The 13,035-nt window shown below is 61.1% G+C and carries 13 protein-coding genes; 10 read left to right on the top strand and 3 right to left on the bottom strand.

Features of this window, described 5'->3' with window-relative positions; all coding sequences use genetic code 11:
• Window positions 1–333 precede the first annotated feature (333 nt).
• From LMG28727_RS14260 to LMG28727_RS14215, 10 genes are all read left to right on the top strand, one after another.
• Complete coding sequence (locus tag LMG28727_RS14260; RefSeq protein WP_201642992.1) at window positions 334–738, top strand: DnaJ family domain-containing protein; 405 nt, start codon at window positions 334–336, stop codon at window positions 736–738.
• An 85-nt stretch (window positions 739–823) separates the two neighbouring features.
• Window positions 824–1,456, top strand: coding sequence for a tRNA adenosine(34) deaminase TadA (gene tadA, locus LMG28727_RS14255; protein ID WP_236591892.1), 633 nt, complete (start codon window positions 824–826; stop codon window positions 1,454–1,456).
• 51 nt (window positions 1,457–1,507) lie between these two features.
• Window positions 1,508–2,434 carry a muramoyltetrapeptide carboxypeptidase gene (gene ldcA / locus LMG28727_RS14250; protein ID WP_201642990.1) on the top strand — a complete coding sequence of 309 codons (927 nt, stop codon included), beginning with the start codon at window positions 1,508–1,510 and terminating at the stop codon, window positions 2,432–2,434.
• Window positions 2,435–2,756: 322 nt separating this feature from the next.
• Complete coding sequence (locus LMG28727_RS14245; protein WP_201642989.1) at window positions 2,757–3,497, top strand: GntR family transcriptional regulator; 741 nt, start codon at window positions 2,757–2,759, stop codon at window positions 3,495–3,497.
• Window positions 3,498–3,864: 367 nt separating this feature from the next.
• On the top strand, window positions 3,865–5,358 hold the full coding sequence (locus tag LMG28727_RS14240) for an NCS1 family nucleobase:cation symporter-1 (RefSeq protein ID WP_201642988.1): 1,494 nt from the start codon (window positions 3,865–3,867) through the stop codon (window positions 5,356–5,358).
• Between the two features lie 70 nt (window positions 5,359–5,428).
• Entirely contained in the window at window positions 5,429–6,355 is a 927-nt protein-coding gene (locus tag LMG28727_RS14235; protein WP_201642987.1) for an aspartate/glutamate racemase family protein, read from the top strand.
• Window positions 6,356–6,610: 255 nt separating this feature from the next.
• Window positions 6,611–7,561: an allantoinase PuuE gene (puuE, locus tag LMG28727_RS14230; protein ID WP_201642986.1), complete on the top strand. Its 951-nt coding sequence runs from the start codon at window positions 6,611–6,613 to the stop codon at window positions 7,559–7,561.
• The gene (gene uraD, locus LMG28727_RS14225) at window positions 7,558–8,079 is read left to right on the top strand and encodes a 2-oxo-4-hydroxy-4-carboxy-5-ureidoimidazoline decarboxylase (protein ID WP_201642985.1); all 522 of its coding nucleotides are present in this window, start codon (window positions 7,558–7,560) and stop codon (window positions 8,077–8,079) included. Before puuE ends, uraD begins: the two co-directional genes overlap by 4 nt.
• Window positions 8,080–8,188: 109 nt before the next feature.
• A complete protein-coding gene (alc, locus tag LMG28727_RS14220; RefSeq protein ID WP_201642984.1) occupies window positions 8,189–9,202 on the top strand; it encodes an allantoicase in 1,014 nt (337 codons plus the stop codon).
• Window positions 9,199–9,711 carry an ureidoglycolate lyase gene (locus tag LMG28727_RS14215; RefSeq protein WP_201642983.1) on the top strand — a complete coding sequence of 171 codons (513 nt, stop codon included), beginning with the start codon at window positions 9,199–9,201 and terminating at the stop codon, window positions 9,709–9,711. Before alc ends, LMG28727_RS14215 begins: the two co-directional genes overlap by 4 nt.
• A gap of 113 nt (window positions 9,712–9,824) precedes the next feature.
• Here LMG28727_RS14215 and LMG28727_RS14210 read toward each other — a convergent pair whose 3' ends face one another.
• The 3 genes from LMG28727_RS14210 to LMG28727_RS14200 all read right to left on the bottom strand — a co-directional run bounded on the left by LMG28727_RS14210 (window position 9,825) and on the right by LMG28727_RS14200 (window position 12,938).
• Window positions 9,825–11,171 carry a type II toxin-antitoxin system HipA family toxin gene (locus LMG28727_RS14210; RefSeq protein ID WP_201642982.1) on the bottom strand — a complete coding sequence of 449 codons (1,347 nt, stop codon included), beginning with the start codon at window positions 11,169–11,171 and terminating at the stop codon, window positions 9,825–9,827.
• A complete protein-coding gene (locus LMG28727_RS14205; RefSeq protein WP_201643306.1) occupies window positions 11,168–11,434 on the bottom strand; it encodes a helix-turn-helix domain-containing protein in 267 nt (88 codons plus the stop codon). Before LMG28727_RS14205 ends, LMG28727_RS14210 begins: the two co-directional genes overlap by 4 nt.
• A 310-nt stretch (window positions 11,435–11,744) precedes the next feature.
• The gene (locus tag LMG28727_RS14200; protein ID WP_201642981.1) at window positions 11,745–12,938 is read right to left on the bottom strand and encodes a urate hydroxylase PuuD; all 1,194 of its coding nucleotides are present in this window, start codon (window positions 12,936–12,938) and stop codon (window positions 11,745–11,747) included.
• Window positions 12,939–13,035: the final 97 nt, after the last annotated feature.

Genomic DNA, 13,035 nt, shown 5'->3' with positions numbered 1-13,035 from the left:
GGGACGGGAGTGGTGCGCGCCGAGAGTTGGCAAACTGCGGGGAATGGATGGAGCCGAAGCGATACAGGAACGTGGGTTGATCATTACAGATTGCATTACGTCTATGACCTCGAAGAGCAAGAAGCAACGCGCGTGTTGCGTCGAATGATGGGAGGTTGGTGGCGGTTTTGTTGTGCAGAAACCGCGCGGCGGCAGGGCTTTCAACTCTAGTTCACGTCTATGCGTATCGCAAATAAGTAGTATCTGAAAACAAGCGCGGTTTGTTCGTCACACGCGCGAAGCCGCTGTGCGCTCCCTGATAGAATGCTTGGGCCGCAACGTAGTGGATAGCAGATGAAATTGCTTGATGCGCTTGTCGAACAGCGTATTGCCGCCGCAGCCGCGCGCGGCGAGTTCGAAGACTTGCCGGGTACAGGCACGCCGCAGCTCCTGGACGAAGATGCACGGGTTCCGGAAGAAGTGCGTGTCGCTAACCAGATTTTAAAAAATGCCGGCTTCATGCCGCCCGCAATCGAACAGTTGCGCGCATTGTGCGACCTGCAAACGGAGTTGAGCGCCGTGAGCGACAGAACCACGCTTTGCCGTATCCGCGCGCGCATGCTGGCGCTCGACATGGCGCTCGAATCGCTGCGCGGCGGTCCGCTGGTTTTGCCGCGCGAGTACTGCCGGCGTATTGCCGAGCGGCAATCGGAGCGGGTGGGCAAACTCATATGGCAGACGTGGGTTTGCGGTGAGTGACTCGTCTACCTGCTTGGCTCGGTCTGGTTCGATGTCTGTCGAAGGTGGTGAAGCGTTGAATAGGCCTGTTCCCCCCATTGGGACCGTGACAGCTGAAGTCGTCGACACGTCGCTGACCGATTTCGGCGCGGCTGCCGCACCTGAAATCAGCGTGGCGATAACGCCTGCTGATTTGCCTGTTCCTCCTGTCGTTTCCGAACGCGATCGCCGGTTTATGGCACTTGCGCAAGCTGCGGCCGAAGAGGCCCGGGCAGCAGGCGAAGTGCCGGTCGGAGCGGTGCTCGTGCGTGGCGACGAAGTCATTGCCCGAGGCTTCAATCATCCAATCGGAGCGCATGACCCATCGGCCCATGCAGAGATGGTCGCGTTGCGCGCTGCCGCTCAGGCCGTCGAAAATTACCGGCTGCCCGGCTGCGAACTCTATGTAACGCTCGAGCCGTGCCTGATGTGCGCGGGCGCGATCATGCATGCGCGTATTGCGCGAGTGGTGTTTGGCGCCCGCGATCCAAAAACGGGCGCGTGTGGCAGCGTGGTCGATGCATTTGCAAATCCGCAATTGAATCACCACACTACCGTGAGCGGCGGTGTGCTCGAAGCGGAATGCGGCGCGGCGCTCAAAGCGTTTTTTGCCGAACGGCGGCGCGCCAGCCGCGAAGCACGCGCGGCGGCACGTGCCGCTGAAGCGGATGACGATCTGTCGTCGGCCGAGCCGCTGTAAGACCGCTTTGAAGTCGCTGTAACACACAACAACATCTAACAGGTCTTGCCAATGACCGCTCATCGCACCATCGAACTGATTGCGCCGTCCGGATATCCGCATGATCCTGAAGTGCTGCATCGCGCGTTGCATCGTCTGCACGCGCAGGGGCATCGGGTCGACGGCGAGGAAGCGACGAAGCGCCGCTATCAGCGCTTTGCCGGCACTGACGGCGAGCGCGCGGCCGATCTGAACCGGCTTGCCGATCCGTCGCGTCAGTTGCCCGATGTCGTTCTGGCCGTGCGCGGTGGCTATGGTGCGGTGCGTATTCTGCACGGGCTTGACTATGAGGGGTTGCAACGGCGACTGGCCGATCAGCCAGTCGCATTGGTCGGCCATAGCGACTTCACCGCGATCCAGCTCGCGTTGCTGGCGCGTTCTGGCGTGAAGACGTTCGGCGGCCCGATGCTGATGAGCGATTTCGGCGCGGAGGAAGTCAGCGAGTTCACAATGCAGCACTTCTGGTCAGCATTGACGAAGCCGACCATGACTGTGACGGGCAACACGCCGCAGGCGCAATCGGTCGACGTGTCGGGCACGTTGTGGGGCGGCAATCTGGCGGTGTTGACATCGCTGATCGGCACGCCGTACATGCCACCGGTGCAAGGCGGCATCCTGTTCGTCGAGGACGTCAACGAGCAGCCGTTCCGTATCGAGCGGATGCTTTATCAGTTGCATTTGTCGGGCATTCTCGCGCAGCAGCAGGCGCTCGTGCTGGGCGATTTCTCCGGTGGCAAACCGTACGATTACGACAACGGCTACGATCTGCACGCGATGGTCGAGCAGGTGAGGGCGTCGATTGGTATCCCGATCGTCACGGGACTACAGTTCGGCCATATCCACAACATGCTGACATTACCGGTCGGCGCGGACGGCCATCTTGTCGCGAACGCACATGGGTTTAAATTGACTTTGTCAGGCTACCCGGTCCTTGCCTGACATTCCAGTCGATCCAGACGAAACAGAAAGCGGGCGTGAGCCCGTTTTCTTCACGTCAAAATAGCAACTAACGGTCAAATTTTGATGCCGTCTCCCTGCGCAACCGCCCAGAACGACCCGACGATTTTGTTGACAAAATTCATCAGTAATCAGCGTGTCGTGCACCGATTTCCCACGTTCTCACCCTCGCCAAACCTCGGAAGGGCCTGACGCTCCACGCCGTCATCAGTAGTCCGCTCGAAAAATTGTCAAAATCTAACGCAAAAATTGTTGACAATCTTTATGTCCATCCTAAGATGACCAACATACCGAGACAAACATCATGTCCGACACAGACTCCGCCGCCGTGAACAGTTCGAAACCCGAAGCGATTGCCGAGCGCATCCGCGCCGCGATCCTCGAGCATCGGCTGGCTCCTGGCGCCAAGCTGACGGAAGCGCAGTTATGCGAAGTATTCAACGTGAAGCGTGGCCCGATCCGGCAGGCGCTTGCGCAACTCGCGACCGACCACCTCGTCGACCTCGAACCGAATCGGGGGGCATTCGTCGCGAGTCCGTCGCTGCAGGAAGTGCACGAAGTATTTGAAATGCGCCGGATCATCGAACTCGCCGTAGTCGAAAAAATTTGCAGCGGTCACGGCGTGCGCCGGTTAAAGAGTATCGGCAGCATGATCGGCCGTGAACGTAAGGCGTTCGAAACACGTGATTTTCCGGCGTGGATCCGTCTATCGGGCGAGTTCCACACCGAACTGGCAGGACTCACCGGCAACACCGTGTTGTGCGATTGCCTGAATGGGCTGGTCGCGCGCTCCACGCTGATTTCGGCGCTGTACGAGTCGCTCGGTCGCAGCCCTTGCTCGTTCGAAGACCATGAAGCCATTCTCGCCGCGCTCGACGCCGGCGATGCTAAGCAGGCGGCAGCTTTGATGGCGCGCCATCTGCAAAGCGTCGAGTTGAAGATGCTGGACCGCCCCGCACGTGGCGCGGCCGATCTGCATGAGGTGTTCGGCACGCTGGGTGCGTCGTCGAAAGATACCTTGAAGGCCAGTTCCACAGCAGGCTGACGCAAGCAGTCAGTGCGAGCAGGTTTGAGCAAAGGCGCCCGCAAACGGTGCGCGCCGCACTGAATTGAATCGAACTGAATCAGGCGTTGCAAGGCGGCTCGGCGTGAGCGCTGCCGGCTTGCGCACGCGTGTCCGTCGCCGGGCGGCGGACCATGAGCAGCAACGTATCGACGGGAATCCGCGGCAGCCGGCGATGCGATAACCACCAGTACTTCAAGTACGGAGACACCCGCGGCACGGCCCCGACAGACAGCGCCGGCTTCCTTGTCCGAACGCGAAAGCGAAAGCGGGCGGGGAGGGCGCACCTGGCACGGCCGGTGCAACGTCCTTCGATGCGCTATCGACGGTCCCTATCCAAGGAGGAATCATGGCTCAGTTCAGTGCAGCGCCCGGCAGTCCCGACCTTCCCACCGACCTTCCCACTTACGCAGACGGCAAAACGTCGGCCGAATCGTCAATGCCCGCGGGCTACAGCGAGCGGCTCTACAACGAGGATCTTGCGCCATTGCGCGAACAGACCTGGGGCGCGTACAACATCTTCGCGTTCTGGATGTCGGACGTGCACAGCGTCGGCGGCTACGTGTTCGCGGGCAGTCTGTTTGCGCTCGGCCTGACCAGTTGGCAGGTGCTGATCGCGCTGCTGGTCGGCATCACGATCGTCAATCTGCTGTGCAATATGATTGCCAAGCCGAGCCAGATGAACGGCGTGCCGTATCCGGTTGCGTGCCGCGCGACGTTTGGCGTGCTCGGCGCAAATATTCCCGCCGTCATTCGCGGGCTGATCGCGGTGGCCTGGTACGGCATTCAGACTTATCTGGCGTCGAGTGCGCTGGTGATCGTGGTGCTCAAGTTCGTCCCGCAATGGCTGCCTTATGCCGATGTTCACCACCACGGTTTCATGGGCCTCTCGATGCTTGGCTGGGGCGGTTTCATGCTGCTGTGGCTGTTGCAGGCGCTGGTGTTCTGGCACGGTATGGAGACCATCAAGAAGTTCATCGACTTCGCCGGTCCTGCGGTCTATGTCGTGATGTTCATTCTCGCGGGCTACATGGTGTATCGCGCGGGTTGGCGCAACATCGGCATCAACCTGGGCGGCGTCAAATATCACGGCATGGAGGTCGTGCCGGTGATGATTACCGCCACCTCGCTGGTCGTATCGTATTTCTCGGGTCCAATGCTGAATTTCGGCGATTTCTCGCGCTACGGTAAGAGTTTTCGCAGCGTGAAGCGCGGCAATTTCTGGGGACTGCCGGTTAACTTCCTCGCGTTCTCACTGGTCACCGTGGTGACGACGGCGGCTACGCTGCCGGTCTTCGGAGAACTGATCACCGATCCGGTTGAAACGGTGGGCCGCATCGACTATCCGACCGCTGTGATTCTCGGCGCGTTGACTTTCACGATCGCGACGATCGGTATCAATATCGTGGCCAACTTCGTGTCGCCGGCTTTCGACTTCTCGAATGTTGCGCCGCGTCTGATCAGCTGGCGGATGGGCGGCATGCTCGCGGCGGTGGCGTCGATTTTCATCACGCCGTGGAATCTGTTCAATAACCCGGCCGTGATTCACTACACGCTCGACATTCTCGGCAGCTTCATCGGACCTTTGTACGGCGTCCTGATCGTCGACTATTATCTGGTCAAGCGTCAGAAGATTGTGCTCGATGATCTGTACACGGTGGAACCGACCGGCTCGTACTGGTATCGCAACGGCGTCAACTATCGGGCTGTGGCTGCGCTGCTGCCGGCCGCCTTGATTACCGTGGTCTGCGTGATGACCCCGGCGCTCGACACGGTGGCGAATTTCTCGTGGTTCCTCGGCGCAGGGTTGGCGGCGCTGTTTTATCGCGTTCTTGCACGCTGAATTTTGCTCGTCAATTGTCAATTCGCCGCACTGATTGAGCGGCCGCACGTGAGTTGCAACAGGAGTCGAGATGCGCATCAAACTGATCAACCCGAATACGACCCAGCGCATGACGGACGCCATGGGCCGTTGTGCACGCGAGGTCGCCGCGCCCGGCACCGAAGTGATCGCGGTGAATCCGACCATGGGGCCGCCGTCGATCGAGGGCTATTACGACGAGGCGCTTGCCACGCCTGGATTGCTCGCGGAGGTCGCCGCGGGTGAGCGTGAGGGCTGCGACGCTTACGTGATCGCGTGCTTTGGCGACCCCGGTCTATACGCGGCCCGCGAGGTGGCGCGCGGCCCGGTGATCGGCATCGCGGAAGCGGCGATGCATGCAGCGAGCGTGCTGGCGCCAGGCTTCTCAGTCGTGACGACGCTTGCGCGCACCTGCGGCATGGCGTGGCATCTCGCCGAGCGCTATGGAATGAAGCGCTTTTGCCGCAACGTCCGCGCGACCGATGTCGCGGTGCTCGATCTCGACAAGCCCGGCTCGGCGGCGCGCCGTATCATCCTCGACGAATGCCGGCGCGCGTTGGCCGAGGACGGCTCGGACGCGATCGTGCTGGGCTGCGCGGGCATGGCCGAACTGTGCAGGGAGATCGAGGACGCGCTGGGCGCGCCGGTGATCGAAGGCGTGACGGCGGCGGTGAAATGGAGTGAGGCGCTGGTCGCGCTGCGGCTTTCGACAGCCAAACGAGGCGACTACGCGCGGCCGCTGGCCAAGCGCTATGACGGCGCGCTGGAATCGTTCAGCCCGGGTGGCGCCGGCTCGAATCTCCCGCCGTTGCGTCATGCGGCCGGCGTGGGTGGGGCGAACTCGCACACAGACGCGCAATCCGTCACGAATGAAGACTCGCCAGAAAATTCGTCAAAAAACCTTCAAGAATCCGCAAAAGTCCCTGATTCGGCACGGGTAAACACCAGCAATCCGGGGCAGCACATACATTCAGTCTGACACGCACTATCTGCCCGGGTGTATGGGCGCACCCGGGTGTTTTCGCTACACTGGTTCAACTCGGCGCGGGTCGTAAAACGCTGGCTTTGCCGCTGATTCAGCGGTGTTTTCAGCCTCGCGCCGGCGAGACGCTCATACAGGCAGGTAGCACTTTCACGGCACACGCGGGCTCGCGCAAAGCCCACTTGTCCGCCTTGTGACAGCCCCGTGAGCGTCGCGCGACTATTTCATACCGTCACCACGCATTGTCAAACCATGCCACTCGACTCGAACTACCCACGTGATCTGATCGGCTACGGCCGCCACCCGGTACAGGCAAACTGGCCGGGTCGAGCGCGCGTTGCGGTGCAATTCGTCCTGAATTACGAAGAGGGCGGTGAAAACTGCGTGTTGCATGGCGACCCCGGCTCGGAGCAGTTTTTGTCGGAGATCGTCGGCGCTGCGGCGTATCCGTCGCGCCACATGAGCATGGAGTCGATTTACGAATACGGCTCGCGGGCAGGCGTCTGGCGCATCTTGCGCGAGTTCGAAAAGCGTCACTTGCCGCTGACGGTGTTTGGGGTCGGCATGGCAATCGAACGGCATCCGGATCTGGCGCGCGCCTTTGTCGAACTGGGTCATGAGATCGCGTGCCACGGCTATCGGTGGATTCATTACCAGGACGTATCGCCGGAGAAAGAGGCGGAGCACATGCGCCTGGGCATGGAAGCGATCGAGCGCGTGACCGGCGAGCGTCCGCTCGGCTGGTACACCGGCCGCGACAGCCCGAATACGCACCGTCTGGTCGCCGAGTACGGCGGCTTTCTGTACGACTCGGATTACTACGGCGACGATCTGCCGTTCTGGATGGACGTCGAGGTCAAGGGCGGCAAAACGGAGCCGCAACTGATCGTGCCGTACACGCTCGACACCAACGACATGCGCTTCGCGAGCCCGCAAGGTTTCAACACGGCAGACCACTTCTTCACCTATCTGCGCGATGCATTCGACGTGCTCTACGAAGAAGGCGACGAAGCACCGAAGATGCTGTCCATCGGCATGCACTGCCGGTTGCTCGGCCGTCCGGGACGTTTCCGCGCGTTGCAACGTTTTCTCGACCATATCGAACAGCATGATCGTGTGTGGGTGACGCGGCGCGTCGATATCGCGCGTCACTGGCGCGAACATCATCCTTATCAGCAAACCAACCGCGGGGCAGCGGCATGAAGGCGATGCAATACACTCTCGACCAACTCAACAGCGTTCCGGCCGATGCGTTTGTCACCGCGCTTTCGGGCATCTTCGAGCACTCGCCGTGGGTCGCGGAAATCGCCGCGCCACAGCGGCCGTTCGCCAGCATCGACGAGTTGCATCGCAAGATGTCGGGAATCGTCGAAGCCGCTGGTGAAGAGCAACAACTGGCGCTGATCAACGCTCACCCGGAGCTGGCCGGCAAGGCCGCGGTGCGCGGTGAGCTCACCGCCGAATCGACCCGCGAGCAGAGCGGCGCGGGCCTCGCGCAATGCACGCAGCAAGAGTTCGACAAACTGCTCGCGCTGAACAGCGCGTACCGCGAGAAGTTCGGCTTTCCGTTCATTCTGGCGGTGCGCGGCTACGACCGTCACGGCATCATCGCGAACTTCGAGGCGCGCGTGAACAACAGCCGTGCCGACGAATTGCGCGCGAGCCTCGACCAGATCTACCGCATCGCACGTTTGCGGCTCGACGATCTGATCGACGCGTAACGGTTCAGGCGTGGTGTCGGCGCGGTGCCGATCACGCCTTCAACCGCACACGCGTCGCAATCCTCGAATCGAAACGTTTTTTCAGCACCCACAATCAAGGAAGACAAAGATGGCACTCCCGATTCTCGACCCCAACGCACCGGAATTCACGCGCCGCTATGTGAATCTGGCGGACCCGCGTCTGGGCGCGCAGGCGCTCGAGTCCAGCGACGATTTCTTCGCACCGAAGGAACGCATGCTGAATCCGGAACCGGCCGTCTTCATTCCGGGCAAGTACGACGACAACGGCAAGTGGATGGACGGCTGGGAAACACGCCGCAAGCGCGTGTCGGGCTACGACTGGTGCATCGTCAAGCTCGCGCGGCCGGGCGTGATCAAGGGCCTCGACCTCGATACCAGCCACTTCACGGGTAACTTCCCGCCGGCGGCGTCGGTGGAAGCGGCGCGCGTGGTGGACGGCGCGCCGAATCAATCGACGAAGTGGACGGAGATCGTGCCGTCGTCGACCTTGCAGGGCAATAGCCACCACTATCACGAAGTCAGCGACACGAATGCGTACACGCATCTGCGCGTGAACATCTATCCGGACGGCGGCATTGCGCGTCTGCGCGTGTACGGTCAGCCGCAGGTCGACTGGGCTGGGGCGAGCCGCACCGACCAGTTCGATCTGGCCGCGATGGAAAACGGCGCGTATCTGGTCGGCGCGAACAACCAGCACTTCGGCGCAGCGTCCACGTTGCTGATGCCGGGCCGTGGTGTGAACATGGGCGACGGCTGGGAAACGCGCCGTCGTCGTGAGCCCGGCAACGACTGGGCGATCATCGCGCTGGCGCAACCCGGCGTGATCAAAAAGATCGAAGTCGACACGGCCCACTTCAAGGGCAACTATCCGGACCGCTGCTCGATTCAGGCCGCGTACGTGACGGGCGGCACCGACAGCTCGCTGGTCACGCAGGCCATGTTCTGGCCGGTGCTGCTCGGCGAACAGAAGCTGCAAATGGACAAGCAGCATTTCTTCGAAAGTGAGATCGCGGCGCTGGGTCCGGTCACGCACGTTCGCTTTAACATCATTCCGGACGGCGGCGTATCGCGTCTGCGTCTGTGGGGCACGCTCGCATCATGAAAACGCTCGCCATCGAACCGTTGACGAAAGAGGGGTTCGCCGCGTTCGGCGACGTGATCGAACTGGAAGGCGCGAAACAGATTCCGATCAACCTCGGCACGACGATCCGTTTTCACGATCTCGCGAAAGTGGATGTCACCGACGAGAATGGCCGCACGCTGGTGAATCTGTTTCGCGGTCAACCGCGCGTGTTGCCGTTCGAAGTGAAGATGCTCGAGCGTCATCCGCTGGGCAGTCAGGCGTTCGTGCCGCTGAATGACAAGCCGTATCTGGTCGTGGTGGCGCCGGCGGGCGATCTCGACGCGTCGAAGATTCGCGCGTTCGTCACGAGCGGCTGGCAGGGCGTCAATTATGCGAAGGGCGTCTGGCACCATCCGCTGATTGCGCTGGGCGACGTGAGCGACTTTATCGTCGTCGATCGTGGCGGGGATGGGCTCAATCTGAACGAACTGGATCTGGCCGAGTCGCTGTGGCTCACGGAAGATGCGCTGAGCGCAGTGGCGGTTTAGGTTTTCTGTTGCGCCCGCTTCGGGTTGCACGCAGCTTCTAAAAAAGACTCGCGGCATGCAGGTGCCGCGAGTCTTTTTTCATCCGCCACAGACCCGACTGTGCGACCGGTCATTCACCGTTTGCCAAGCAAAGGCGATCGCCCGATCACCTCGCGCGTCTTTTCAGCAGGTTCGGGCGCGGAAAATCCCGCCGCTTCGATCGCAGGTTTAAGCCCTTTGAATTGCAGGCTCTTCTTCGGCGAGCGCAACGACGCCATACCGTCGTCCCACGCGTGCAGCATCTGTTTGGCGACGGTGTGCCACTGCGGTTCATTGCGTGCCGCTTCGATCAGCTCATGACCCACGCTGACCGCCGAATCGCATAACGCTTCGACCATCTGCGCGTAGTGCCGCGGCGCGATTCCCATCCGCGTATTGAAGAATCGCTCCAGCGACTTGCCGGCCGCCCATGTCTTGCGACCGTCGATCGGCAGCCCTGGCGGATTGGCCGCAAAGCGCGGGTAAGCCTGCGTCGTGACGATATCGTAGACAGGCGTGAACGCTACGTCGTCGACCGACGTGTAGAACAGCGCGACGTTCTTCGTATGACAGTCCGCATTGCGCACCACGTAGTTCGACAGCAGATGCCACGCCAGTTGTTCCAGTTCAAGCCGCACGCTGTCGCGATCGAGCAGGTAGGCCCGCGCCGCATTCAGCATTTTCTCGGTAGTCGAGTTGTATTTTTCGTGCGGCGGCAAACCCAGCAGACCACACATGTCTTCGACGCCATAGGCCGGCAGTCCGTCGGCATCGACATCGAAGCGCTCGACAATCAGTGCGCGGCCATCGTCCGACATCTGCGTGCGCGCCACCTTGGCAACGCCGAGCCGTTCCAGCACGCGCATTGAATAGAACTCGTTGAAGCCGAGAAACGGCGTGCTGTCGTCCGAACCTTTGACGATGTGACGGCTCGTGCGGATGGTCGGCTTGCCGAGCGGCATCGCCATCGTTTCACTGTCCGCTTGACGATCCGGCGCGATGAACTTCGGCACCGCGCCCGAGATAGCCGCGCGCGCATATTCGCGCACGAGTTGCGAGAAATGTTCGGCGGTGTTGTCGCCGTGCAGAATGTGCTGCACGTCGAGCGCTTCCAGTTCGGTGCCGGGCGCGACGCCTTCAGGCGTGACGGTGACCCGTCCAATTCCCATCGCGCCGACCACCGCGAGCAGCGACAGGTCGGTGCCGTCGAGCAACGGCCCGAATTGTTCGCGGATCAGATTCAGCAGATAACCCTCCGGCAGGTTCTGCCGGAAAAACGGATGCAGGTCGCGTGGCCAGCGCCATGCCTCGTCGCGCACCGGCATGGTGAGGCTGACGAAATCGGCGGCATTCGCATGGGCGTTGTATTTGAGGACGTAGTCGTCGCGCTCGCGATAAAGCGCGGCGACGTTTTTGCCCAGTACCTGAACGTCGAGCCTCATTGGTTCGGGTCCACACTGCGCTGTTCAGCGAGGATATCTTCGAGCGTGCGCCCGTGCCCATGCTCGACGAATTTGAGGTCGTAGCCGGCAGCTTCGAGCAGGCGCACGAGCACCGACACGCTCATATCGCTTTTGGCGAGCGTTTCCATGCGCGCGACGGTGGTGCGCGCAACGCCTGCGCGGCGCGCCAGTTCTTCCTGCGACAGCTTGCTTTCGCGTCGCACGTTTTTGAGCATGTCGGATACGTCGGCCAGATTGGTCATATGTAGCCCCAAGGCATCAATTTTCGCCATTACCGATCTTATTGTAGCCCATAAGGCACAAAAATTAAACTTTGCTTTGTGTCCCAAGGGCCACAATTTAATGAGAATGTCTTATTTTTGTAGCCCGTGGGCTACATGGCTCAATGAGATGCGCTAATGCTAATGCCTCCACGGGGAGGGGATAAAAAAAGCGGGCTTCCCGCTCACGCGAAAAGCCCGCTTCATGTTACCGACTGTCTACCTGGACGCCTGCCTGGACACCAGCCTGGCTACCGGACCCCAGGCCCGGCATTCAATCCGCGCAGAAAGCTCACTTCACCGCACCACCTTCAAACCACGCGGCGATTTTCATCCGTTCATCGTCGGTCATGTGCGTGACGTTGCCCAGCGGCATGGCCTTCAACGTCACCGCCTGCTGATAGATCCGCTGCGCGTTTTGCGAGATTTCATCCGGCGTATCGAGCAATACGCCAGCAGGTGCGCTGCCCATCATCGTCGGATGCGCGGAGTGGCAAGCCACGCAACGCTGTTGCAACACCGGCGCGATATCGGCCACCTTCACCGACGGCGCGTTTGCCGCTTGCGCCTGCGGCACGATCGGCTTCGGCATGGTCCAGACCAATGCGCAGAACATCAGTGCGATGCCGACCAGCGGCAGATACCACAGCACCTGGCCCCGATGACGCATCACGAAGAACTGACGGATCAGCGCACCGGCCAGCATGATGACCAGCAGCACCGCCCAGTTGTACGGATGCGTGTAGGTCATCGCGTAGTGGTTCGACAGCATCGCGAACACCACCGGCAACGTGAAATACGTGTTGTGCACCGAGCGTTGCTTGCCGCGCTTGCCGTAGATCGGGTTCGGCGTATCGCCCTTGAGCATCGCGGCCACCATCTTGCGCTGGCCCGGAATGATCACGAAGAACACGTTGGCCGACATGATGGTCGCCAGCATCGCGCCCATGATCAGGTAAGCGGCGCGGCCCGCGAAAATGTGGCAAGCGAGCCACGCGGCGATGAACACATACACGCCGACGCAGATGCCGAGCACCTTGTCTTTGGTGCCGAGCAGTCGGCACAGCGAGTCATAGACGATCCAACCCGCGGCGAGAAAGCCGATGGCCGACGCCACCGCGACCACCGGGCCCATATCGAGCACGTTCTTGTCGATCAGGTACGTGGATGGCGAGAACAGATACAGCACGGTGAACAGACCGAAGCCCGACAGCCACGTGGTGTACGACGGCCACTTCGACCAGTGCAGGTCGTCCGGCATTTCCGGCGGCGCGACGGTGTACTTCTGCATGTTGTAGAAGCCGCCGCCGTGCACGTGCCACAGTTCGCCGAACACGCCGCGCCGGCGCTGATTCGGGTCCGTTGGCGGTTTCAGGCTGTTGTCGAGCGCGACGAAATAGAACGATTCGCCGATCCATGCAATCGCGGCGATGACGTGGAACCAGCGGATCGCCAGGTTCAGCCAGTCGGTGATAAAGCCTTCCATGAAACTCCTCCACTTCTGATCTGATTCGTTATATGCGCGCTGACGTTCGGCCTTGGGTGGACCCGCCAGACGGGTCCCGGGCACCTATCACATCATT

The sequence above is a fragment of the Paraburkholderia metrosideri genome (assembly GCF_904848625.1).
Taxonomy (GTDB): Bacteria; Pseudomonadota; Gammaproteobacteria; order Burkholderiales; family Burkholderiaceae; genus Paraburkholderia; species Paraburkholderia metrosideri.
The sequence above is the reverse complement of the archived record's forward strand: the minus strand, read 5'-3'. Positions and strand labels throughout refer to the sequence as shown.

Bases quoted from the DNA above. Each gene is read 5' to 3' on its own strand.
- uraD (WP_201642985.1), top strand. From the start codon at position 7,558: ATGAAGGCGATGCAATACACTCTCGACCAACTCAACAGCGTTCCGGCC.
- alc (WP_201642984.1), top strand. From the start codon at position 8,189: ATGGCACTCCCGATTCTCGACCCCAACGCACCGGAATTCACGCGCCGC.
- LMG28727_RS14200 (WP_201642981.1), bottom strand. From the start codon at position 12,938: ATGGAAGGCTTTATCACCGACTGGCTGAACCTGGCGATCCGCTGGTTC.
- ldcA (WP_201642990.1), top strand. From the start codon at position 1,508: ATGACCGCTCATCGCACCATCGAACTGATTGCGCCGTCCGGATATCCG.
- LMG28727_RS14235 (WP_201642987.1), top strand. From the start codon at position 5,429: ATGCGCATCAAACTGATCAACCCGAATACGACCCAGCGCATGACGGAC.
- LMG28727_RS14210 (WP_201642982.1), bottom strand. From the start codon at position 11,171: ATGAGGCTCGACGTTCAGGTACTGGGCAAAAACGTCGCCGCGCTTTAT.
- LMG28727_RS14245 (WP_201642989.1), top strand. From the start codon at position 2,757: ATGTCCGACACAGACTCCGCCGCCGTGAACAGTTCGAAACCCGAAGCG.
- LMG28727_RS14215 (WP_201642983.1), top strand. From the start codon at position 9,199: ATGAAAACGCTCGCCATCGAACCGTTGACGAAAGAGGGGTTCGCCGCG.
- LMG28727_RS14260 (WP_201642992.1), top strand. From the start codon at position 334: ATGAAATTGCTTGATGCGCTTGTCGAACAGCGTATTGCCGCCGCAGCC.
- LMG28727_RS14205 (WP_201643306.1), bottom strand. From the start codon at position 11,434: ATGACCAATCTGGCCGACGTATCCGACATGCTCAAAAACGTGCGACGC.
- LMG28727_RS14240 (WP_201642988.1), top strand. From the start codon at position 3,865: ATGGCTCAGTTCAGTGCAGCGCCCGGCAGTCCCGACCTTCCCACCGAC.
- puuE (WP_201642986.1), top strand. From the start codon at position 6,611: ATGCCACTCGACTCGAACTACCCACGTGATCTGATCGGCTACGGCCGC.